The following is a 22,510-nucleotide window of genomic DNA, read 5'->3' as shown; positions in this document are numbered from 1 at the left end:
CAAACTTTTTATATAAGTTTGCAGTTGATATATAAGATGGCGGACGACTGCTGCGCGAAAGCGCAGCAGCCGGAAACCTTAAATGCGGAAAAACCCGAATCACAAACAACAAGTGAAATGATGGACTCTCAAGAGAATGCCCTGAACCAGGGTACGGAAGAAGCTAAACTGTCTGAAGAAGTTGCCAGACCCGCAGCCGCAGAAGAGGCCGGGGCACAGAACGGACAGGCTGACACGGCTGATGAAAGCCAGGACCAGCCAGTTGAAACACAACCTGAAGACGGGAAGGAAAACCCCGCGGCGAAGGCATACGGTTCCAAGAAGGAAATCATAGAACGCCTGAAGGAAATCGCCGGCAGCGACGAGACACCCGAAAAGGCCGAAGTGGACCATCTCAAGACGGCCTTCTACAAGCTGCACTTCGCCGAGCGGGAAGCACAGCAGAAGGCCTACCTCGACGACGGAGGCGACCCGGAGAAATTCCAGGTGCTGCCCGACGAGGACGAAGAGACCTTCAAGGCCGAGATGACCATCATCAAGGAGAAACGCCAGAAAGCGTTCCTCGCCCTCGAAGAGGAGAAACAGCAGAACCTCAAGAGGAAGGAGGGCATCATCGAACAGATCAAGGCGATGGTGACGACACCCGAGGAAGCCAACAAGAACTTCGACCAGCTCAAGAAGCTGCAGCAGGAATGGAAAGAAATCAAGATGGTGCCGGCAGAGAAAGCGAACGAACTGTGGCGGAACTACCAGCTCTACGTCGAGCAGTTCTATGACCTGCTGAACCTCAACCGGGAGGCGCGCGAATACGACTTCAAGAAGAACCTCGAGAAGAAGACCCGTCTCTGCGAGGCGGCGGAGAAACTGGCCGACGAGCCGGATGTCATCAGCGCCTTCCACCAGCTGCAGGAGCTGCACCAGGAATACCGGGAGACGGGACCCGTCGCCAAAGAGCTCCGCGAACAGATCTGGGCACGCTTCAAGGCCGCCAGCACCGTCATCAACAAACGCCACCAGCAGCACTTCGAGGAACTGCGGAGCCGTGAGGAGGAGAACCTCACGAAGAAGACCGCACTCTGCGAGAAGGTAGAGGAGATCGCCAGGCAGGAGAACAAGACCTCGGCCGACTGGGAGAAGCACACCAAGGAGATCATCGCCGTCCAGCAGGAATGGAAGACCATCGGCTTCGCCCCGCAGAAGATGAACGTCAAGATCTTCGAACGCTTCCGCGCCGCCTGCGACGATTTCTTCGGACGAAAAGGAGAGTTCTTCAAGCAGCTCAAGGCACAGTTCGCCGAGAATGCGGAGAAGAAGAAGGCGCTCGTGGAGAAGGCGCAGGCACTGACCGACTCCACGGACTGGAAGGCGACCTCCGACAAGCTCATCGCCCTGCAGAAAGAATGGAAGACCATCGGCATGGTGCCCAAGAAGCTGGGCGACCAGCTGTGGCACGACTTCCTGACGGCCTGCAACCATTTCTTCGAGGCACGCAACGCCGTACACGCCGGCACACGCAACGAGGAACACGAGAACCTGAACAGGAAGCGTGACATCATCGCCCGCCTGCAGCAGCTCCTCGAGGATGCTGGCGACGACCTTCAGGAGAAGGTACAGCAGCTGACCGAACAGTACGGCAAGATCGGCCATGTACCCTACAAGGAGAAGGACAAGCTCTACAAGGAATACCACGAGGTGCTGGACAGACTGTACAAAGACCTCCATGTGACTGCCGCACGCAGACGCATGGACAACTTCCGCAGCAACCTCAAGAAGGTGGCCGACCGGGGAGCTGACGCCCTCGACAACGAGCGGGGCAGGCTCATGCGCCGGTTTGAACAGCTGAAACAGGAGGTGAACACCTACGAGAACAACCTCGGATTCCTCAACATCAGTTCAAAGAAAGGGAACAGCCTCATCGACGAGATGAACCGCCGCATCCAGAAGCTCAAGGACGACATGGAGGAAGTGAAGCAGAAGATCAAGGCCATCGATGCCGAGAACAAATAAGGGGGGACGGCACTGCCTCTGACGGGGCATCCGCCCCTTCAGAACGGCAGATGCGGCATCCGCCTGAAGGCGGCGCCATTGCCGGGCAATGCGCCGGCCACCGGCCGCAGACAGCTCCTCCCCGAACAGGAAAAGACCCTTCCGGTACTCAAAAGCGAGTGCCGGAAGGGTCTTTTTTCATGGTTCTTCCGTTAAATGCGCAGATGGGAAATGGAATAAAGGGGTCAGTCCTAAAACCCAGTTGCAAGCCTATACTCTTAAGCACATAATTCCATAAGTATTTATTACCTTTGCATCATGAAGAGTGACCAACTATTACGTTGCATCTTTCCAGATGTACTTGCCGACTACTTTGATGTTGTCGATATTCAAGAGAGTGTTTCCCAGTTTGACTTTTGGCTTGACGAGCGTAACTTTATGGAAAAGTCAGACCATAAGCTAGGCACTGTAAGCAGTTATGGTTTTACCAGCGAGCGTGTAATTCAGGACTTTCCTCTTCGTGGCAAAGCCGTCTACCTCCATGTTCGCCGTCGCAAGTGGCGTGACAGTTCCAACGGAGAGATATTTACTTATTCATATGATGACTTGACGGCCGAGGGCAGTAAACTATCCCCCGAGTTCGTTTCTTTTTTAAAAGAATAGAATTGAGTCCACTGCAGAGAGCATCGCAAGCATCGGTGCGCACTATGGCGTAAATGGCAAGCAGTTATCCACACAGTACAAGGAACATTTCAGTGATTATCGTAGCTGGGACCAGTTGGGGCATGCTCAAGACTGGCTATTGTTTGAAGATAACATAGGTGAGAACCTAAGTATTGATGAGACCTGTCTAAGCAGTGGCGAGGTTTATACTTTTCTGACCAACAAGGCGGGAAAGGGCAGAAAAGGGACTTTGGTAGCTGTGGTTAAAGGGACCAAGGCAGAGGACGTCATCCAGGTTCTCAAGACGATAAACCTTTCTAAACGAAAGACAGTCAAGGAGATAACACTCGATTTATCATCTTCTATGATGCGCATAGCCCGCTCTGTTTTTCCAAAAGCACTTATTACCAATGACAGATTTCATGTGCAGAAACTATATTATGATGCTCTGGATGACATGCGTATTGCTTACCGATGGATGGCAAGAGATAAAGAGAATGAGGAGATAAAAGAAGCTAAAAGTAAGGGTAAGGAATATATACCATTTAGATACAGCAATGGTGACACGCGCAAGCAGTTGCTCGCCAGAGCAAAGTTCATATTGACCAAGCACAAGACCAAGTGGACTGAAACACAGAAAGGTAGGGCGGAAATCATCTTTGAACATTATCCGACACTGAAAAAGGCATATGATTTGGCTATGAAACTTACCGACATTTATAACATCAAGAGCATCAAGGATGCTGCAAGGCTGAAGCTGGCAAAATGGTTTAATGAGGTTGAAGAGCTGGGAGTGGACAATTTCTACACAGTGATTGACACGTTTGAAAATCATTATCAAACCATACTCAATTTCTTTGTAAACAGAGCTACGAATGCAAATGCCGAGTCATTCAATGCTAAGGTTAAGGCATTCAGGGCACAGTTCAGAGGAGTTACAGATATTCCTTTCTTTTTATATAGGCTTATGAAATTGTGTGCTTAAGAGTATAGGCTTGCAACTGGGTTTTAGGACTGACCCGAATAAAGGCTCATGCACTTGCAGGTATGGCCATCTAAAATCAGATGGCCTTGCAAAGGAGGATAAACTGCAAGACAAGACGCTAAAAAAGCAAATTGATACGATACCTGTCCACCGGCATGTCTTTCCGTCTTCCACAGACAACTTATTCCCATATCATCGGTGTTTGTAAACTGTTTTCATGCAACCCATGCCGACACATGCTCTTTCAGCTTCTGAAAGATGCCTGATTGACTTGCAACCGGTGCTCTTTTGAGGCGTTACCAACGCCCTTTTGAAGTCCAATCAGGCACCTTTTCCGAACGGCTCAATAACCAATTGATTGAATGCTGGTTACGAACCTGCTTTTTACACGTGTTTTTCATTTTCGCAGATGATCTGTCTGAAACGGTGTAATGGTTTTTCAAAATCCTGTCTGTATTCCCGACATATTAAATTGAAAAGGTCTTTGCATCGGAGGCTGACGACAGAACAGGCAGCTGACAGCCTTGGCTATGTTTTCGTTGAATGACCCACGCCGGTTCTCCCGTCAAAGCTATATGAAAAGCATCCGCGCATTGAACGGAAGAACCTTTTTTCTGGTGCATTCCCGACCATGCGATGCGCGGCTGCTGCCGTTCGGCAGACAGTCTCCGCACCGGGCAGCTCCGGCTACACGTGGTTCACAAACCGCTGCTCGGCCAGCTTCTCGTACTTCGTACCCTTGCGGCCGTAGTTGGCGTACGGGTAGATGCTGATGCCGCCGCGGGGCGTAAACAGTCCCGTCACCTCAATATACTTGGGATCCATCAGCCGGATGAGATCCTTCATGATGATGTTCACGCAGTCTTCGTGGAAGTCGCCGTGATTGCGGAAGCTGAAGAGGTAGAGTTTCAGGCTCTTGCTCTCCACCATGCGGACATCGGGGACATAGGAGATGCGGATCTCGGCGAAGTCGGGCTGCCCGGTAATCGGACAGAGGCTCGTGAACTCCGGACAGTTGAACCGTACCCAGTAGTCGTTCCCGGGATGTCTGTTGGCGAAAGTCTCCAGCACTTCGGGCGCATAGTCCGTCTTGTATGCGGTCTTCGTCCCCAAGGACTTCAGACCTTCTTCGTTTCTTTCCATCTGTTTCAGGAGTTATAGGAGTTGAGCGGTGGGGGATTCAAAGGAATCCGCAGGGGACAGCCGGCAGCGGCGGCTGCCCGTCCCCTCCAACGCCCTTGGCGTCCCTCAGTTCAATGCAAATATCTTCCAGATGCTGTAGTTCACGTCATTGTCGTAGACATCCTCCCCCTCATGCGCCTTCATCGCCTTCACGACGCGGATGGTGACCGGGAGGGCAATGACCTCATAGACGGTCTTCAGGAGCACCTGCCACAGCATCAGCTTCGGGAGTTCCTCGGCCGGCACGACGCCGCCCAGCGCCAGGGGGAAGAAGATGACCGAGTCGCAGCTCTCGCCGGCGACCGTACTCAGGATGGCGCGCCAGGAGAAGTGACGGCCCTCGTCGCGGATCTTCATCCGGCTCATCACGTAGGCATTGGCGAACGACCCCACGATGAACGCCACGAAAGAGGCTGCCGCCACCCGCGGAGCCAGTCCGAAGATGGCATGGAAACCGGCGTCGTTCGTCCAGTAAGGTGCACCCGGAATCCAGTCGCACAGCGCACCCATCGTCACGAAGAAGAAGTTCATCGCGAATCCGGTCCATATCAGCAGGCGCGCCTTCTGGAAGCCCCACACCTCACAGACGCAGTCGTTGATGATGTAAGAAATCGGGAAGACGATCAGACCGCCTGTCAAGGAGATGCCTGCCACTGAAATCTGCTTTGTCTCGAGAATGTTTGCCGCAATGAGGCAAACGCAGAAGAGGATGCTGAAAAGCATAAACAGCACACTCACCTGTTGTCTGTTCTTTGTCATTGTCTTGTTTTGTTGAAGGGGGTTGAGCAAGTACCCCTGTTGAAATTAAGCGGCTGCAAAGGTACGCATTTTTATCCGGCCGGCAGGACAAAACACATAAAAAAACATAACAAGGCCTTGAGATAAGCGGAAAATCATTACTTTTGTAGCCTCATCAGATTATCGAACTAAATTTAAGGAAGAACATGAGAAAGATCTTTTTAATGACCCTGCTGGCCGCCGCCGCATGGACGGCCAAGGCGCAGGACACGAAACCCTACGAGCAGAAAATGTCCCGGATCGAGGCACAGTATAAGACGCTGGAAGCCGATTTCAAGGCTTTCGGAAAGAAGGACCCCACGACATTCACCGATGCGGAGAAGGCCCGGATGAACGAGATCATGGTGAAGGCCGACTCCCTCGACAAGATGCAGAAGGCCACCGTACTGGAGATCGTGGAGAAGTTCCGGAACACCAGGTTCCCGGCAAAGTATGTGGCGGACATCATGTACGACGTGGAGTACGACCAGCTCAAGGCACTCTGCGACCCCGGGACCGGCTACTACAACGAGCCGGAGATGACGAAGGTGAAGCAGCTCTTCGACTCCTACAAGCTGCGCCAGCCGGGATCCCTGTACAAGGACCTCACCATGGACGACCTCAACGGAAAGCAGGTGAAGCTGAGCCAGTGGGCAGGCAAAGGGAAATATGTGCTGGTGGACTTCTGGGCCAGCTGGTGCGGCCCCTGCCGCGCGGAGATGCCGAACGTCGTCGAAGCCTACAAGCGTTTCAAGGACAAGGGGCTGGAAATCATCGGCGTCAGCTTCGACAGCAACAAGCTGCAGTGGTCGGCTGCCGTGGAGAAGCTGGGGATGACCTGGCCGCAGATGTCCGACCTCAAGGGATGGCAGTCGGCGGCAGGGGCCGTCTACGGCATCCGCAGCATCCCGTCCAACATCCTGCTGGATCCCGAAGGCAGGATCGTCGCCATGGATCTCAGGGAAGCAAAACTGCTGGACGTACTGGCAGAGAAGCTGAAGCAGTAAACGTCCTCCGCGGCCATCTCCGGCAGGGCGGACTTCCGGACGTGCCGGCAGGGATGCCGAGGCGGCAAATGCGAAACCGCAGCCTGACAGCTTCCGCCCCGCAGGACCGCCCGGCCCCGGAAAACAGAGAAAAGCCCCTTCCGCTACTCAGCCCGAGTAGCGGAAGGGGCTTTTCTCATTCGCATATTTCCGCAGAATCATCCCTGCCCATGCAGAGACGGACGGCAGGGATGCAGACGATCTGAAGTATATAAAAGGGAAGTGGGCGCAGGTCTGTCTTCGCAGAGGTTTCAGAACGACAGCCTCTCCGTTACCCGACCTCCTACGCATCTCCGGCTTTCTCTTTCAGTCATAGAGGCTGCTGTTTCCCTTGCAGGCAGGAAGCAGCATCTGTCCGCCTAAAATGCAAAAGTCACCCAGGGGATTCCTTCACTTCTCCTCCTTTTCCCGACACCTTCCGATTCCTGCCAACCAGAACAGAATACCGCTACCCGGCGGACGGCAGGGTGCGCGTCCCGCTCTCGATCTCCCTCAACACCTTCACGCCGTCTTCCACGGTCTTCACGTCGCCGACCACCATCGACCGCTTGCCGTTCTTCTCTTTCAGGCTGCAGCGGCGGGGATGCTGCCCGATATAGTCCAGCACCTTGCCGAAGGCGGCACTCTGATAGTACATGCTGCGGGGATTGGACACGAACTGCATCTGCATCCGTCCCTGCTTGAGGATGATCTTCTCGCAGCCCAGCCGCTTGCCCACGCGGCGCAGGGCCACGACCTGCATCAGCTCCTCGCCCTGCCGCGGGACGGGGCCGAAGCGGTCCTGCAGCCGGCGGCGGTAGGCCTCGAGGTCGCTGTCCTTCTCGATGTTGTCCAGTTCCCGGTAGAGCAGCATCCGTTCCGAGCTGCCCGGCACATAGTTGTCGGGGAAGTACATCTCGAGGTCGCTCTCCACGGCACAGTCGTCGATGAAGTCGTCGCCCGTGATCTGCTTCCCCTCGCCCATCTCCTCCGCATAAAGGTCCTGGAACTCGTCGTTCTTCAGTTCCATCACCGCCTGGCTGAGGATTTTCTGATAGGTCTCGTAGCCCAGGTCCTCCATGAATCCGCTCTGCTCCGCCCCCAGGAGGTTGCCGGCCCCCCGGATGTCAAGGTCCTGCATGGCCAGGTTGAAGCCGCTGCCGAGGTCGGAGAAGGTCTCCAGCGCCTCCAGCCGGCGGCGCGCCTCGGGGTTCAGAGCGGCCAGCGGCGGCGCCAGCAGGTAGCAGAAGGCCTTTTTGTTGGAGCGTCCCACCCGTCCGCGCATCTGGTGCAGGTCGGAGAGTCCGAAGCGGTGGGCGTCGTTGATGATGATGGTATTGGCATTGGGGATGTCGATGCCGTTCTCCACGATGGTCGTCGAGAGCAGCACGTCATAGTCGTAGTTCATGAACCCCATCACGGTCTCCTCCAGCTCCTCGGGCTTCATCTGTCCGTGCCCGACGGCGACTCGGCAGTCGGGGACGTACTTCCTGATGAGACCGGCGATCTCCTGCAGGTTGCTGATCCGGTCGTTGACGAAGTAGACCTGCCCGTTGCGGCTCATCTCGAAGTTGACGGCGTCGGCGATCACCTCGTGCGAGAAAGAGGCTATCTCGGTCTGGATGGGATAGCGGTTGGGCGGCGGCGTGCGCATGATGCTCATATCGCGCGCCCCCATCAGCGAGAACTGCAGTGTCCTCGGGATCGGCGTCGCCGACATGGTGAGCGTGTCGACGTTCGTCTTCAGCTGCCGCAGCTTCTCTTTTGTCGCCACGCCGAACTTCTGTTCCTCGTCGATGATGAGCAGCCCGAGGTCGTGCCACTTCACGGACTTCCCTATCAGCTTGTGCGTGCCGACGAGGATGTCGATCTTCCCCTCCGCCAGGTCGGCCAGCACCTGCCGGGTCTGCTTCGGGCTGCGGGCCCGTGAGAGGTAGTCTACCCGCACCGGCATGTCCTTCAGCCGCTTCCGGAACGTCTGGTAATGCTGGAAGGCCAGCACGGTCGTTGGCACGAGCACCGCCACCTGCTTGTTGTCGGCGGCGGCCTTGAAGGCGGCGCGGATGGCCACCTCCGTCTTGCCGAAGCCCACGTCGCCGCAGACGAGGCGGTCCATCGGGCGTGCGCTCTCCATGTCCTGCTTCAGTTCCTGCGTGGCCTTCAGCTGGTCGGGGGTGTCCTCGTAGAGGAACGAAGCCTCCAGCTCGTGCTGCATGAACGAGTCGGGCGAGAAGGCGAACCCCTTCTCCCGCCGCCGTCTGGCATAGAGGCGGATGAGGTCGCGCGCGATGTCCTTGATGCGCTTCTTCGCCTTCTCCTTCAGCCGGTCCCATGCGCCCGAACCGAGAACCGACAGGCGGGGCGGCTCTCCGGTGTCGCCGCGGCGGTACTTGCTGATCTTGTACAGCGAGTGGATGGACACGTCGACGATGTCGTTGTGCTGATAGACGAGGCGGATCATCTCCTGGTAGGAGTCGCCGGCCGGCACACGGACAAGCCCGGCGAACCGGCCGATGCCGAAGTCCACGTGGACGAGGAAGTCGCCGGGCTCCATCTCCTGAAGCTCTTTCATCGTCAGGGCCATCTTGCCCTGCCGCGCCCTGTCCGACTTGAGGCTGTACTTGTGGAAACGGTCGAAGATCTGGTGGTCGGTGAAGAAGCACACCTTCAGCGTGCCGTCGACGAAGCCCTCGTGCAGCGTGCGGTTGACCGGGGTGAAGGGGATGGAGCCCCCGTTCGCCCCGGCAGAGGCGGAGACGCCGTCCGCCACCGACAGGTTCTCGGAGTCTGCCGCCGAACCGCCGCCGGACCGGGAGTCGAAAATATCTCTCAGGCGTGCCGTCTGCTTCTCGCTGTCGGCGAAGATGTAGAGCCTGTACCCCTGGAGGAGGTAGTCGCGGAGGGTCTTCGACAGGAGGTCGAAGTTCTTGTGGAAGAGGGGCTGCGGGGAGGTGGCGAAGCCGACCGCCGCCCGGCTGCCGTCGTCCTTCCCGGCCGGTTCGGGGACGGAACGGCCGGCGCCGAACTCGATGCGGCGGAAGTCCAGGGCGTCGCTCATCCAGCGCGAGGCCGGGACGAGCAGTCCCTCCCGGCGGAAGGCCTGCTCCAGCTCGCGCTGTTCCATCTCCGTCTTTCCCTCCAGCTTCTCCGTCACGGCCTGCGAGGTGAACCCCTCCTGGTAAATCCGGTCTATGGCATCGCGCACATAGAGGAAGTCCTTGAAAGCCAGCACGGCGTCTTCCGGCAGGAAATGCAGGAACGGCACCTTCTCTTCCGACAGCGTCGTCAGTTCGGGTACGATCTCCACCCGCTCCAGCTTCCTGTCAGAGAGCTGCGTCTCCACCTCGAACGTGCGGACGGTCTCGATGTCGTCGCCGAAGAAGTCGATGCGGAACGGCAGCTCGTTCGAGTAGGAATACACGTCGATGATGCTGCCGCGCACGGCGAACTGTCCCGGTTCGTAGACATAGTCGGTCTCGCTGAATCCGAACGACCGCAGGGTCTTTTCCACCTCGACGATGCCGGTGTGCTGTCCGACGGCCAGCGTCAGCCGCCGTTCGTCCAGCTGCCGCTTCGACACCACCAGCTCCGCCAGGGCCGACGGCTCGGTCACGATGAAGAGCGGCAGCGGGCGCTCCTTCTCCGAAGCCAGGGCGGAGAGCCGCGTCAGCACCTCCGTCCGCAGTATCTCGTTGCCGGCATCGCGCTGCCCGTACTTCACGGCGCGCCGGTAGGCCGAGGGATAGAAGAGCACATCCGCCACCCTGTCCTCTCCGTCTTCCGGCATGGCGACCGTCCTGAGGTCGTTATAGAAATAGCCGGCCTCATCGCTGTCGTTCAGCACGAAGACGGTCGTCGCCTTCCACCGTTCAGCGACCGACGCAAAGAACACCGGGGCCGCCGACGCCACGAGTCCCTGCAGGAAAACCGTCTTCACCGACGCGTCTTCCTGTACCTTCCGTACCGCTTCTGCCTGCGGCAGCATAGCGTATAGTTTCCGTATATCCTGTATCTTCATCGCAAATGCGTTGTGCGTGCAAAGTTACAATAAAATTCAGACAGAGGGCACAAAACGGCCCGTCCTTTCAGGGACGGCGGCTACTTTTCCGGCGGAAGAGGCACGGCGGGGAAGAAACGGACGGGAGGGCAGAGCACGTCCCCGGCCAGGTGGGAACACGGTTCCCGACCGGTTGGGAACAGGATTCCCGGCCGCCGGTACCCGAGTTCCCAGCCGCCGGTACCCGAGTTCCCGGCAGCCCCCGGAGAATACGACCGATGCACCGACCGGGAATCCGGCTCACACAGAGGACACGGAGGGGACACGGAGAAAGGGGCAGCTCCGGTGCGGAGAGGAAGGGAGGACTGGAGGGGAAGCGAGAAGGGAGGGAGAGCCGTTTTTTATCCCTGCCTATACATTCAGCGGAAGACCGGGATTTACAGGGTGCAGAGCAGGTACGCCGGTGAAAAACGCAGCCTCCATTAAAGAACGGACCGATCGGGACTGCATTCACCGGGAATGATCATCTTGGCTCTAAATAAGGAAAACACTTTCTTTACCCGACTTTCCTCTGAAAAAAAACAGTTTCCTTACCCAATCGGCTCATAAACCAAGGTTTTTATGTAAATTTGCTGCGGAATCAACACAAAGTCCGGCTCCGCACCTGCCTTCAGGCGGACAGGGAGCCGGCGCTGAAACATCAAAAGCGTATGACACCGTTGAAGAAGCCAAGCCTTGCAGACTGGAGCGGCCGTCTTGTGGAGACGGTCGGCCGCTTTCCGGTCACTTTCGTGTATATCGTCCTTGCCACGGTGCATCTCTGGTTTGTCTGCGGGAAGATGCCGGGGGACGATTATACCTGTATCGATTTCCTGGCCGACCTGCTGACCCTGGGCGGAATCGTACTCTCCTATATGCTCCATCTGTTCATGGAGGGGCGTGCGGGAGGGCGTCGGCACGTCGTCATGCTGCCGGCGAACATCGTGTGGATTGCGGTCTGCTCGTTTTTCGCCTGCCGCTATCCGCTGGACGGTGCCATGACGGCCGCCTGCATAGCCTGCTGCGTGGCCGTTGCGGTGAGCCTCTTCATCGTTCCTTTCCGCCGGCTGGGGGACGACCGGCCCGCCATCCGCTTTGCCATCGGATTTCTGGGGCGTGCGGGGCTGGCCATAGCCGTTTCGGGACTCCTGTTCCTGGGGCTGGAGCTGCTGGTGCTGTCTTTCCTCTATCTGTTCGGCGCCCAGGTCAGCGACAGCCATTTCCTTTATCTTCTGGTCTTCTGCTTCGTGTTCCTGGCACCCACGCTGGTGGTCGTGCAGACACCTTCGGCCGAAGAGAACCGTACACCCCGCGACTGGATGCAGCACAGGTTCATGAACGGCGTCATCCATTTCCTGCTCCTCCCCCTGCTCTTCGCCTATCTCGCCACGCTGTATCTCTACGTCTTCAAGATCATCCTCGAATGGACGCTGCCCGACGGATGGGTAAGCTGGCTGGTAACGGCGCTGATGTTTCTTACCGTCATTGTTGTCCATCTGCTCTATCCTGTCCGTTTCCAGGCGGAAGACAGACGGTTCGACAGGAGGGTCCTCCGCTGGCTGCCGCTTGTCGTGCTGCCGCTGCTGGTGCTGATGACCATCGGCATCGTCCGCCGTTTCAGCGACTACGGCGTGTCGGTGCTGCGTGTCTATCTGCTGGCGTTCAACGTCTGGTGCTATGCCGTCTGCATAGGACTCTGTGTGACGAGGGCGAAACGGCTGTGGTGGATAGGCGGCTCGTTTGCCGGCGTGCTGCTGCTTCTTTCGGTCCTGCCTTACAATGTCTATTCGTTCACGTGCGGCCAGCTGTGCCGGGACATCAGAAGCCTTGCGGAGGAGAAAGGCATCCGTCACTTCCCGATGCGGGATGCGGAGCTGAAGCAGATATGGGAGGGTCCGGAGGACGGGCAGTCCCAGCTCCTTGAAGACAAACTCGTCTATCTCTATACCCATTATGACACGACAGACATCAGCAGGGTCGTTGATGCGAAGGCGGTCTCGATGCGGGATTTTCTTTCCGGCGAGCCCTCCTTCACGACAGTCAACGATAAGTATTACTTCAACATCCAGTGTTCTGCCTCCGACAGTGTACTGGAGATACCGAAGGGATATGCCGCTTTCCGGACGGTCAGGTATGATTACGAAACGGGCTTCCTGCCCTGTTACGTCAAGCATGACACCTTGAGCGTGACGATACCTTATCAGTACCGGGGCAGAAAGACGGCCGACACTGTCCGGATGCCGGTTGCGAAGCTGAAGGAACTGAACGAAAGCCGCATGCAGCGGCCGGCTCTTTTCTACGGCCGGCACACCTGCCTGTACCTGACGGGGCTGACCTGCTACGAGGAAGAGAAGGACGAGAACGGCTTTCTGTCGGGCATTCTCTTCGTAAAGTGAGGGACAAGCAGGGGCTTTTCAGGACGATTTCTTCTTTATCTGCTTTATTTTCTGTATCTTTGCACGCTGTAGAGTATTAACAATTAAACAATTGACAAAAGATGAAAGCATTTGTATTCCCAGGACAGGGATCTCAGTTTGTCGGCATGGGCAAGGAGCTCTATGAGAACAACCCGCTGGCAAAAGAACTTTTCGACAAGGCAGACGAGATTCTTGGCTTCAAGATAACCGGCATCATGTTTGCCGGAACGGACGAGCAGCTGAAGGAAACCAAGGTGACGCAGCCTGCCGTGTTCCTCCACAGCGTCATCTCCGCCCTCTGCTTAGGCGATGCGTTCAAGCCCGACATGGTGGCCGGCCACTCTCTGGGCGAGTTCTCCGCACTGGTCGCCGCCGGCGCACTGAGCTTCGAGGACGGACTGAAACTTGTTGCGGCACGTGCCAACGCCATGCAGAAGGCCTGCGAGAAGAACCCGGGCACGATGGCGGCCATCATCGGCCTGCCTGACGAGAAGGTGGAGGAAGTCTGCGCAACGGTCTCCAAGGAAGGGAAAGTCTGCGTGGCAGCCAACTTCAACTGCCCCGGCCAGCTGGTCATCTCCGGTTCGAAGGAAGGCATTGAGGAGGCCTGCGAACTGCTGAAGGCTGCCGGTGCCAAGCGGGCATTGCCGCTGAAGGTGGGCGGTGCGTTCCACTCTCCGCTGATGCAGCCGGCCAAGGACGAGCTGCAGGCAGCCATCGAGGCGACGGAGTTCAACACGCCGAAGTGCCCTGTCTATCAGAATGTGGATGCCCTCCCGCACACCGATCCGGCCGAAATCCGGAAGAACCTCATCGCACAGCTCACCTCAAGCGTACGCTGGACGAAGAGCGCGCAGAACATGATCGCCGACGGTGCCGACGAGTTCATCGAGTGCGGTCCGGGCAAGGCCCTGCAGGGCATGCTCGCCCGCATCGACCGTAATGTCAATGCACACGGCATAGATTAATCCCCCACCCTGCCCTCTGGAGAGAGGGCAGGAGCCGCAGGAAAGTCAAGAACAAGAATATGGATTTGCAGGTCTGTCAGGACAGGAGGCTCGTCCGACGTCCGACGCACCTGCAAGAATTGTAAGCACAGACCTTTCCGCTCCGCCGTCCCGGAAGAGCGGAAAGGCGATTTCAAATGAAAACTAAATTAGTTATCTACCAGGTCCTCACCCGCACCTTCGGCAACCGCAACCTTACCCGCAGAGCATACGGAACGCTGGAGGAGAACGGTGCGGGGAAGATGAACGACTTCGACGGCAAGGTGCTGCAGCGCATCCATGACCTCGGTGTCACCCATCTCTGGTTTACCGGCATCATCCGCCATGCGACATGTACGGACTATTCCGCTTTCGGCATACCGTGCCAGAACCCCCGGGTCGTGAAGGGACGTGCCGGGTCGCCGTATGCCATCACCGACTACTACGACATCGACCCCGACATCGCCGTGGATGTAGACGCACGCATGGCAGAGTTCGAGGCGCTCGTCGGCCGCACCCATGCGGCAGGCATGAAGGTGCTCATGGACTTCGTGCCCAATCACGTCGCACGCCAGTACAGGAGCATCGCCCGGCCGCAGGGCGTGGAGGACCTCGGCGAGGGAGACGACACCGGCAAGCATTTCGATGCGCAGAACAACTTTTATTATTGTCCGGGCGAACGGCTCGACCTCTCCTGCATCTCCGAAAGCGAGTACGCCCATGGTGCCGGACCCTACGAGGAGTTCCCGGCGAAGTGTACCGGCAACGACCGCTTCGACGCCCATCCGCAGCAGAACGACTGGTACGAGACGGTCAAGCTGAACTACGGTGTGGATTACTGCGATGCGGGCGGCAGAAGCTGCCACTATAATCCCGTCCCCTCCACGTGGAAGAAGATGACCGACATCCTGCTCTTCTGGGCGGCGAAGGGTGTCGACGGCTTCCGCTGCGACATGGCCGAGATGGTGCCGCATGAGTTCTGGGCATACGCCACGCAGCAGGTCAAGGCCCTTTATCCGGAAGCCATCTTCATCGGCGAAGTCTATGACCCCGGCCAGTACCGTATGTACGTGGAGTCCGGGTTCGACTATCTGTACGACAAGGTGGGGATGTACGACTGCATCCGCGGCGTGATCTGCGACCAGCGGCCGGCATCGTCCATCACCCGCGAGTGGCAGCAGGTGGACGACATCCGCGACCACATGCTCTACTTCCTCGAGAACCACGACGAACAGCGCATCGCCTCCGCCTTCTTCGCCGGCAATCCGTGGAAAGGGGTGCCGGGGATGATCGTCTCCGCACTCCTCCAGCAGAACCCCGTCATGGTCTATGCAGGACAGGAGTTCGGCGAAAGGGGCATGGACAAGGAAGGCTTCTCGGGGCGTGACGGCCGTTCGACCATCTTCGACTACTGGACGTGCGAGGCCGTCTACAAGGGATTCTTCCACCGTGACGCGCTGACGACCGACGAGAAGAAGCTGTCGCTGGTCTACCAGGGCATCCTCCGTTTCTGCAACCGGGAGAAGGCCGTGCGTGAAGGACAGACCTTCGACCTCATGTACGCCAACAACCAGAGCTACCAGTTCAATCCCCGCCGGCAGTTCGCCTTCCTGCGTAAGGCCGATGACGAGGTGCTGCTGGTCGTCGCCAACTTCGACGACCGCCGTGTACAAATCAGCGTCACCGTGCCGGCCCATGCCTACGATTTCCTCGGTCTGCCCGAGCAGGAGGTGGAGATGACCGACCTGCTTTCCGGCTTCACGAAGACGGCGGAACTGAAACGTGACGGACAGATCGCACTGGATGTCCCCGGGAACTATGGCCGGATTTACAAGTTCAACATAAAGAAGAAAACCGTGGAATACGTATTGAATTCGCACAACAAAGAGGAGTTCCCGCCGGCGCATACCGCCGAGCATCTGCTGAACCAGGTGATGTTCCGTCTGTTCGGCGCGGCACGCAGCACCAATGCGCACATCGAACGGAAGAAGAGCAAGATGACCTTCATCCTCGACCACAAGCCCGACCGCAAGGAAGAGAAGGCGATAGAGGACGAGATGAACCGGCTGATCGCCGACGACCTGCCGGTGACCTTCGAGCTGGTCGACCGCGACAGCCTCCCCGAAGGCGTCAGCCTTGACCGCCTGCCCGAGGACGCATCGGAAATGCTGCGCCTTGTCCGCATCGGCGACTATGACGTGTGCCCCTGCATCGGCAGGCACGTGCGCTCCACTGCACAGATCGGCCGCTTCGAGCTGTTAGGCACCAACTGGGACGAGCAGAAGCATGCCTTCCGCATCCGCTTCAAGGTGATTCCGGCGTGAGGGAAGCCTCACCCCCAACCCCTCTCCGAATTGGAAGAAAAAGCCTCACCCCCAGCCCCTCTCCGAATGGAGAGGGGAGTGAACAGCGTGATACCCCACCGTTTGCATATCCTTTGACTTGTTTTTGTCTCATCGACTCTCATTACCTGTCTGACATATACATATAGGGGTATCTCGGTATCCACTCCCCTCTCCATTCGGAGAGGGGGCGGGGGTGAGGCCTTTTTTTCTCTCCATTCGGAGAGGGGAGTGAACAGTGTGATACCTCACCGTTTGCATATCCTTTGACTTGTTTTTGTCTTATCGACTCTCATTACCTGTCTGACATATAGGGGTATCTCGGTATCCACTCCCCTCTCCATTCGGAGAGGGGGCGGGGGTGAGGCTTTTTCCTTTTAATTATCCACCGTCTAAATAGGTCGGATCCGAGAAAAAAATCGATGAAAACTTGGATGGTATCGGATTAAATTCCTAACTTTGCACCCGAAAGATTGAAATAATTACAGGAATCGGACGATGTCCTATCCGGCTGTACACCAGTAGGGTGAAGCGGCCTGCAGCCACAAAAGAACAAGATTTGATTACATTATAATACAAAGACATTATGAAGAAGAAATTTATTTGCACCGTCTGTGGTTATATCCACGAAGGAACAGAGGCACCGGCAGAGTGCCCGGTATGTCACGCAAAAGCCGGCAAGTTCAAGGCTTTCGACCCGGCAGCCCTGAAGGGCACGAAGACCGAGCAGAATCTCAAGAATGCTTTTGCCGGTGAGAGCCAGGCGCACACCAAGTACCTCTACTATGCTTCCAAGGCCAAGAAGGACGGCTACGAGCAGATCGCCGGTTTCTTCGAGGAGACAGCACGCAACGAGAAGGAACACGCCAAGATCTGGTTCAAGTTCCTGCACGAGGGCGACATCCCGACAACGACCCAGAACCTCGCAGACGCCGCTGCCGGTGAGAACTGGGAGTGGACGGACATGTACGACCAGATGGCAAAGGATGCCGAGGCGGAGGGATTCCCCGAGCTGGCTGTCAAGTTCCGCGGCGTAGGCCAGGTGGAGAAGCACCACGAGGAGCGTTACCGCAAACTCCTGAAGAACATCGAGGACAGCGTGGTGTTCTCACGCGAAGGCGACTGCATCTGGCAGTGCCGCAACTGCGGACACATCGTAGTCGGCAAGAAGGCACCTGCTGTCTGCCCGGTCTGCAACCATCCGCAGAGCTTCTTCCAGGTACAGGAGAACAACTTCTAAGACCACAGCGGCAGCCTCATCCCACGGCCGCCGGGACGGCAGAAGGACATGGCGGGGCGACCCGCCGGGGGCTGCAACAGACATGAAGAAACCCCGGAAGTCTGACAAAAGGACTTCCGGGGTTTCTCGTGTCTATGCCGAAAAGGGCTGCGCCGCCGTGCACGCCGGTCCGGGGAGGCGGTATGCGGGACCGGTCACCGGACGGCAGCGTCGTCAGCGGATGGAGCCGTCGCCCGCCCTGCACAGCGCAAGGGCCAGGGCTTTGATTTCCGCCCGCGCAGGTTTGCCGGTCGCCGTCTGCGGGATGACGGCGGCATGGAGGATGCGGCGGGGCTGCCAGAACTTAGGCAGACACCGCCGGCAGAGCGCATCGACCAAAGGGGTGTCGGTCTGTGTGGTAAGCAATACGACCGCCTCGCCGAACCGCTCGTCCGGGCAGCTTGTGACGGCGAAACCGTCTGCGAGGAGCGGTTTCAGACGGCGTTCCACTTCCTCTATCTGGATTTTGATGCCGCCGGAATCGATCACATTGTCCTTCCGCCCGAGGATGCGGAAGCCGCAGAGCGGAGAAGCATCCGCCGGACGGGAAGGGCGCAGTTCGGCCCTGTCGCGGGTCACCAGCGGACGGGAGCAGACCGCCGGGGCATTGACGACGAGGCAGCCGTCCTCGTCGAGCCATACCTCCACGCCCTCGAAAGGCCGGTACCAGCCGTCGGCACCGGGGCCGTTCAGCCGCCGGAGGGCAATGTGCGAGAGCGTCTCCGTCATCCCGTAGGTGCTCCATACGGCATGGGGGAAATCGTGCAGGGCGGCAGCCAGCCTGTCGTCCACCGCTCCGCCGCCGATGATCAGATGGCGGATGCGCCGCAGCCTCTCGCGTTCCCCGGCGACCTGCAGGGAATTGTAAACCTGCAGCGGAACCATGGCGGCGAAGGTAATCTCGCCGTCAGGGTTGGGCAGCCGGGACAGTGAGGAGTCGGAGAGCGGATGCCCGGAAGGGGGTACGGAAAGCAGATGCAGCCGGCGTTCGATGCTTCGCACCACGACCATCTTCCCCGCAATGTAGTCGAGCGGCATGCAGAGCAGCGCCGTGTCGCCGGCCTTCAGTCCGAGGAAATCGCAGGTGATGCGGGCAGAGTTGAGCATCCGCCGTTTCTCCACCCACAGCGGTTTCGGCCGGCCGGTCGATCCGCTTGTATGGACGAGAAGCCGCGGACTGTCGTTCCGCCATTCGGAAAGGAAATCCTGTAGTGTCATTGTCAGCGGTTTTTGTCGGAAGCCGGCGCCGTCACGCCCGGGCGGTCCTTCTCCTGACGGCATGCCCACAGCTGGTCGCCCCTCATCGCCAGCGGCATGGGAATGTTGTCTGCAAAGAGCCGGCCTGTACCCAGTCCCTGCGGCAGGCTGATGTGCGGTCCGTAGACATCGGCCGTGAGCTGGGCGACGGCGTTCAGCCCGACGTTGCTTTCCAGGGCAGAGGTTATCCACGACCCGATGTGGCGTTCCCCGGCCAGCCGGATCCATTCCCTCGTGCCCGCCATGCCGCCGTGGAGGCTCGGCTTGAGGACGATGTACTGCGGACGGAGGGTATCGAGCAGCCTCGCTTTCTCCGTGGAATCGTTCACGCCGATGAGCTCTTCGTCGAGGGCTACCGGCAGGGGGGATGCGGCGCACAGGTGCGCCATCTCCCGCCACTGGTGCTGCCGGACGGGCTGCTCGATGGAGTGGATGCCATACGGTGCCAGGGCTTCCAGCCGCTGCAGCGCCTCTTCCGGACGGAAGCCGCCGTTGGCATCTACACGCAGTTCCACCTGTTCCCGGGGGAACGTCCGGCGGATGTGCCGGACGAGGTCGAGTTCCCTGTCAAAGTCGATGGCTCCGATCTTCAGTTTCACACAGCGGAATCCCGCCTCGAGCTTCGCTTCCAGCCGCCTGTACATCTCGTCGAAAGTCCCCATCCAGACGAGACCGTTGATGGGAATCCCCTCCTCCCCGCGCCCGAACGGCGTGCCGAAGAAGTCGGTGCTGCCCCCTGCATCCAGCTGCGCCTTCGCCGTCTCCAGACCGAAGAGCATGGACGGATAGGGGCGCAGCGCATCGATGTCCAGACGGCCTGTGCGGCAGAAGTCGGCGCAGAAGCGGCGCAGCGTCCGTTCGTATTCCTCATCGGGCAGCGCGTCGCACGACAGATCCGGGAGGGTGGCGCACTCTCCCAGTCCTGTCACGCCCGGCCGTCCGCTGTCCGACAGGGTGAGGTAAAAACTCTTCCTTGTAGTGTAGACTCCCCTTGACGTTCCTGCCGGCTGGAGGAAGTGAAGCGTCCTTGAGGTGATTGCTATGCTGTACATTTCTGTTCCTTTTTCATCCGTTCCGGTCCCCTTTCCTTTCCCGTCTGTCCAAGACGCAGGTCCCGGTCTGCGCACGGGGGGGACAGAACTGTCGGATCCGGAAGCCCCCGTGTGCAGCCGAATCCGTATCCAAAGTTACGGAAAAACAACGGATCGTACAAATTTTCAGACGATGTTCTGACAGGCAGCTGTCCGGCAGACATTTCCGGTTCTTCCGTTAAATGGATAGGCGAGGATAGAATAAAGGGCTTGTGCACTTGCATAGTATGACTCTCCGAAAACGGATGGTCGTACAAAGGAGGATGGACTACAGGATAAAATGCAGAAAAAGTAAATTGACACAATGTCCATCCATCAGCCTGTCTTTCCATCTTCTACAAACAATTTATTCCCTTACCATCGGTGTTTGTAAAAATTTTTATGCGGTCCAAAGCTGACACATGCTCTTCTGGCTCCCGAAAGATGCCTGATTGGCTTGCAACAGGTGCTCTTTTGAGGTGTTGCCAACGCCCTTTTGGAGGCCAATCAGTCACCTTTTACGAACGGATTGATAACCATTTGATAAACTGCTGGTTACAGTCCTGCTTTTTACACGTTCCTTTTATATTTGCAGAGGATCTGTTTGAAATCATGTAATGCTTTTTCAAAATCTTATCTGTCTTTTTCACGTATTAAAATGAAAGAATGAATCACCTTGGTTCATCCGTCAAGGCTATACGAAAAGCATCCACGCTGCGCAGGGAAGTCCATGACCTCCAAGTTCCTGCCGGACAGCGACCTTCCGGAAGGCTTCATGCCGCCATACCGCCAAAACGAAACTGCCCCTGTCCCGATTCCATGGAAAAAGAGCCCTGCCAGCCTCTGACGATGAGTACTGACAAGGCTCTCGATTAACGGATGTCATAAGGAATATGCAAAGACACCTCACGTCGGTCTGCCGCTGAGGGCGATTGCCGGTTCTTTGTGCTTTCTCAGAACCGGTCTCAGGCAGGTCTGCCGGATTTCCGGAGACAACGGATCATTCGTTCTTCACATTGACGATCTTCGTCGGGGCCTGCTCTTTGTTGCGGCGGTTCACCACCGTCACGACCGACTGTGCCAGACTGAGGAAAGCCCGTCCCGTCGCAGTGTCCACCTGCGCGGCAGCCGGCGTCCCGTTGTCGCCGTTCTCGCAGATGCTCTGCACGATCGGAATCTGTGCCAGCAGCGGGCAGTCGAGTTCCCTGGCGAGGTTCTTGCCGCCGTCCTTGCCGAAGATGTAGTATTTGTTTTCAGGGAGTTCGGCCGGCGTGAACCAGGCCATGTTCTCCACCAGCCCGAGGATGGGGATGTTCACCTTGTCGTTGCGGTACATGTCGATGCCTTTGCGCGCATCGGCCAGGGCGACGTTCTGCGGTGTCGATACGATGACGGCTCCCGTGATGGCGAGCGTCTGCATGAGGGTGAGGTGGATGTCGCTCGTCCCCGGCGGCGTGTCGAGGATGAAGTAGTCGAGTTCGCCCCAGTCGGCATCGGCGATGAGCTGTTTCAGTGCCGCCGTCGCCATGCCGCCGCGCCAGAGCGTGGCGGTGTCGGGATTGACGAAGAATCCGATGGAGAGGAGCTTCACGCCGTATTTCTCGATCGGTTCGATGAGCTGGCGGCCGTCCTTCCGTATGCCGTACGGCCGTTCGTCCTCCACGCCGAACATCTTGGGCATGCTCGGTCCGAAGATGTCGGTGTCGAGCAGTCCCACCTTGTAGCCCAGCCGTGCCAGGGCGATGGCGAGGTTGGCGGAGACGGTGCTCTTGCCTACGCCGCCCTTGCCGGAGCTGACGGCGATGATGTTCTTCACCTCCGGGAGGAGCTTGCCCACCTCCGGCCGCGGCGCATTGCGGAACTCGGTGGTGATGTGTACCTCCACGTCCTTGCCCACGGAGTAGTGGATCTGCGCCTCGGCCGCCTTGACGGTGGACTTGAGGAACGGGTCGGTCTCACGCGGGAAGATGAGCGTGATGCGCACCTTGTTGCCGTTGATGCTGGGAGTGTCGGCCAGCATCTCACTCTCGATGATGTTCTTCTTTGTGCCCGGGTAGATTACTTTCTCCAGGGCTTCTGTGATGAGTTTTGGATATAGTGTCATTGTTTTCTTGATGTCTTAGAGAGTCCCCCCTCCGACGGAGAGGAATGTCTGACGGGGTGCCGGGGGATGAAGTTTCCGGGAAGCCGGGGATGGAAGGACAGGTGATGACGGGATGATTACAGACGGGCTGTCTCTTCCGGTGCAAGGCCTGTGGCCGGGACGGTGATGTCGGTCGGTGTTCCCAGTTCCCGCATCCGCTTGACAATCTCGGACATCGCCTCGGCCCATCCCGCAGCATGCCCTTCTGCAGGCCGCCCACATCGGTTACCGGCTTCCTGCACGGACTTCCTGTCTGCGAAGATAGCAACAAATTTACAATGATGCAAATTTTATCGGGAGAAATCAGGGACTTCAGGGATTTGGAGCGATGAGGTCTGTCTCGTGCGTTGATGACTTTGATG

At 57.8% G+C, this 22,510-nt stretch carries 15 protein-coding genes; 8 read left to right on the top strand and 7 right to left on the bottom strand.

Annotated features, from left to right (window positions below):
• Positions 1–117: 117 nt before the first annotated feature.
• From J4864_RS09640 to J4864_RS09630, 3 genes are all read left to right on the top strand, one after another.
• Positions 118–2,007: a DUF349 domain-containing protein gene (locus tag J4864_RS09640; RefSeq protein ID WP_211814717.1), complete on the top strand. Its 1,890-nt coding sequence runs from the start codon at positions 118–120 to the stop codon at positions 2,005–2,007.
• Between the two features lie 297 nt (positions 2,008–2,304).
• Positions 2,305–2,649, top strand: a complete 345-nt coding sequence (locus J4864_RS09635) for an ISAon1 family transposase N-terminal region protein (protein WP_211813571.1) — start codon at positions 2,305–2,307, stop codon at positions 2,647–2,649.
• A gap of 1 nt (position 2,650) precedes the next feature.
• Positions 2,651–3,634 (top strand): ISAon1 family transposase, encoded by a 984-nt coding sequence (locus tag J4864_RS09630; protein ID WP_449579656.1) that lies wholly within the window; start codon positions 2,651–2,653, stop codon positions 3,632–3,634.
• Between the two features lie 687 nt (positions 3,635–4,321).
• On the opposite strand, the gene queF is transcribed toward J4864_RS09630, so the two are convergent.
• Both queF and J4864_RS09620 read right to left on the bottom strand, forming a co-directional pair.
• Positions 4,322–4,777 (bottom strand): preQ(1) synthase, encoded by a 456-nt coding sequence (gene queF / locus J4864_RS09625; RefSeq protein ID WP_211814716.1) that lies wholly within the window; start codon positions 4,775–4,777, stop codon positions 4,322–4,324.
• A gap of 105 nt (positions 4,778–4,882) precedes the next feature.
• Entirely contained in the window at positions 4,883–5,575 is a 693-nt protein-coding gene (locus tag J4864_RS09620) for a queuosine precursor transporter (RefSeq protein WP_007367077.1), read from the bottom strand.
• Positions 5,576–5,760: 185 nt separating this feature from the next.
• Between J4864_RS09620 and J4864_RS09615 the strand changes: the two genes are divergently transcribed.
• Positions 5,761–6,600: a peroxiredoxin family protein gene (locus J4864_RS09615; RefSeq protein ID WP_211814715.1), complete on the top strand. Its 840-nt coding sequence runs from the start codon at positions 5,761–5,763 to the stop codon at positions 6,598–6,600.
• A 487-nt stretch (positions 6,601–7,087) separates the two neighbouring features.
• On the opposite strand, the gene mfd is transcribed toward J4864_RS09615, so the two are convergent.
• Positions 7,088–10,636, bottom strand: coding sequence for a transcription-repair coupling factor (mfd, locus tag J4864_RS09610; RefSeq protein WP_211814714.1), 3,549 nt, complete (start codon positions 10,634–10,636; stop codon positions 7,088–7,090).
• A gap of 689 nt (positions 10,637–11,325) precedes the next feature.
• On the opposite strand from mfd, the gene J4864_RS09605 reads away from it, so the two are divergent.
• The 4 genes from J4864_RS09605 (at position 11,326) to rbr (ending at position 17,639) form a co-directional block, all read left to right on the top strand.
• Positions 11,326–13,050 carry a DUF4153 domain-containing protein gene (locus J4864_RS09605; RefSeq protein ID WP_211814713.1) on the top strand — a complete coding sequence of 575 codons (1,725 nt, stop codon included), beginning with the start codon at positions 11,326–11,328 and terminating at the stop codon, positions 13,048–13,050.
• Positions 13,051–13,151: 101 nt separating this feature from the next.
• Positions 13,152–14,039, top strand: a complete 888-nt coding sequence (gene fabD, locus J4864_RS09600) for an ACP S-malonyltransferase (RefSeq protein ID WP_036854045.1) — start codon at positions 13,152–13,154, stop codon at positions 14,037–14,039.
• Positions 14,040–14,215: 176 nt separating this feature from the next.
• Positions 14,216–16,381 (top strand): alpha-amylase family glycosyl hydrolase, encoded by a 2,166-nt coding sequence (locus J4864_RS09595; protein ID WP_211814712.1) that lies wholly within the window; start codon positions 14,216–14,218, stop codon positions 16,379–16,381.
• Between the two features lie 604 nt (positions 16,382–16,985).
• Positions 16,986–17,639: a rubrerythrin gene (gene rbr, locus J4864_RS09590; protein WP_007367068.1), complete on the top strand. Its 654-nt coding sequence runs from the start codon at positions 16,986–16,988 to the stop codon at positions 17,637–17,639.
• Between the two features lie 213 nt (positions 17,640–17,852).
• Here the strand turns inward: rbr and J4864_RS09585 are convergent, their stop codons facing one another.
• The 4 genes from J4864_RS09585 to J4864_RS09570 all read right to left on the bottom strand — a co-directional run bounded on the left by J4864_RS09585 (position 17,853) and on the right by J4864_RS09570 (position 22,435).
• Positions 17,853–18,896, bottom strand: coding sequence for an AMP-binding protein (locus J4864_RS09585; protein ID WP_211814711.1), 1,044 nt, complete (start codon positions 18,894–18,896; stop codon positions 17,853–17,855).
• Between the two features lie 2 nt (positions 18,897–18,898).
• Complete coding sequence (locus J4864_RS09580) at positions 18,899–19,987, bottom strand: o-succinylbenzoate synthase (protein ID WP_211814710.1); 1,089 nt, start codon at positions 19,985–19,987, stop codon at positions 18,899–18,901.
• Between the two features lie 1,018 nt (positions 19,988–21,005).
• Positions 21,006–22,109, bottom strand: coding sequence for an Mrp/NBP35 family ATP-binding protein (locus J4864_RS09575; RefSeq protein ID WP_211814709.1), 1,104 nt, complete (start codon positions 22,107–22,109; stop codon positions 21,006–21,008).
• A 116-nt stretch (positions 22,110–22,225) separates the two neighbouring features.
• Positions 22,226–22,435: a hypothetical protein gene (locus J4864_RS09570; RefSeq protein ID WP_211815433.1), complete on the bottom strand. Its 210-nt coding sequence runs from the start codon at positions 22,433–22,435 to the stop codon at positions 22,226–22,228.
• Between the last annotated feature and the right edge of the window lie 75 nt (positions 22,436–22,510).

This window comes from Prevotella multiformis, assembly GCF_018127985.1.
GTDB classification, from domain to species: Bacteria; Bacteroidota; Bacteroidia; order Bacteroidales; family Bacteroidaceae; genus Prevotella; species Prevotella multiformis.
The sequence above is the reverse complement of the archived record's forward strand: the minus strand, read 5'-3'. Positions and strand labels throughout refer to the sequence as shown.

Bases quoted from the DNA above. Each gene is read 5' to 3' on its own strand.
- J4864_RS09580 (WP_211814710.1), bottom strand. From the start codon at position 19,987: ATGTACAGCATAGCAATCACCTCAAGGACGCTTCACTTCCTCCAGCCG.
- queF (WP_211814716.1), bottom strand. From the start codon at position 4,777: ATGGAAAGAAACGAAGAAGGTCTGAAGTCCTTGGGGACGAAGACCGCA.
- rbr (WP_007367068.1), top strand. From the start codon at position 16,986: ATGAAGAAGAAATTTATTTGCACCGTCTGTGGTTATATCCACGAAGGA.
- mfd (WP_211814714.1), bottom strand. From the start codon at position 10,636: ATGAAGATACAGGATATACGGAAACTATACGCTATGCTGCCGCAGGCA.
- J4864_RS09620 (WP_007367077.1), bottom strand. From the start codon at position 5,575: ATGACAAAGAACAGACAACAGGTGAGTGTGCTGTTTATGCTTTTCAGC.
- J4864_RS09640 (WP_211814717.1), top strand. From the start codon at position 118: ATGATGGACTCTCAAGAGAATGCCCTGAACCAGGGTACGGAAGAAGCT.
- J4864_RS09575 (WP_211814709.1), bottom strand. From the start codon at position 22,109: ATGACACTATATCCAAAACTCATCACAGAAGCCCTGGAGAAAGTAATC.
- J4864_RS09595 (WP_211814712.1), top strand. From the start codon at position 14,216: ATGAAAACTAAATTAGTTATCTACCAGGTCCTCACCCGCACCTTCGGC.
- J4864_RS09615 (WP_211814715.1), top strand. From the start codon at position 5,761: ATGAGAAAGATCTTTTTAATGACCCTGCTGGCCGCCGCCGCATGGACG.
- fabD (WP_036854045.1), top strand. From the start codon at position 13,152: ATGAAAGCATTTGTATTCCCAGGACAGGGATCTCAGTTTGTCGGCATG.
- J4864_RS09605 (WP_211814713.1), top strand. From the start codon at position 11,326: ATGACACCGTTGAAGAAGCCAAGCCTTGCAGACTGGAGCGGCCGTCTT.
- J4864_RS09585 (WP_211814711.1), bottom strand. From the start codon at position 18,896: ATGACACTACAGGATTTCCTTTCCGAATGGCGGAACGACAGTCCGCGG.
- J4864_RS09635 (WP_211813571.1), top strand. From the start codon at position 2,305: ATGAAGAGTGACCAACTATTACGTTGCATCTTTCCAGATGTACTTGCC.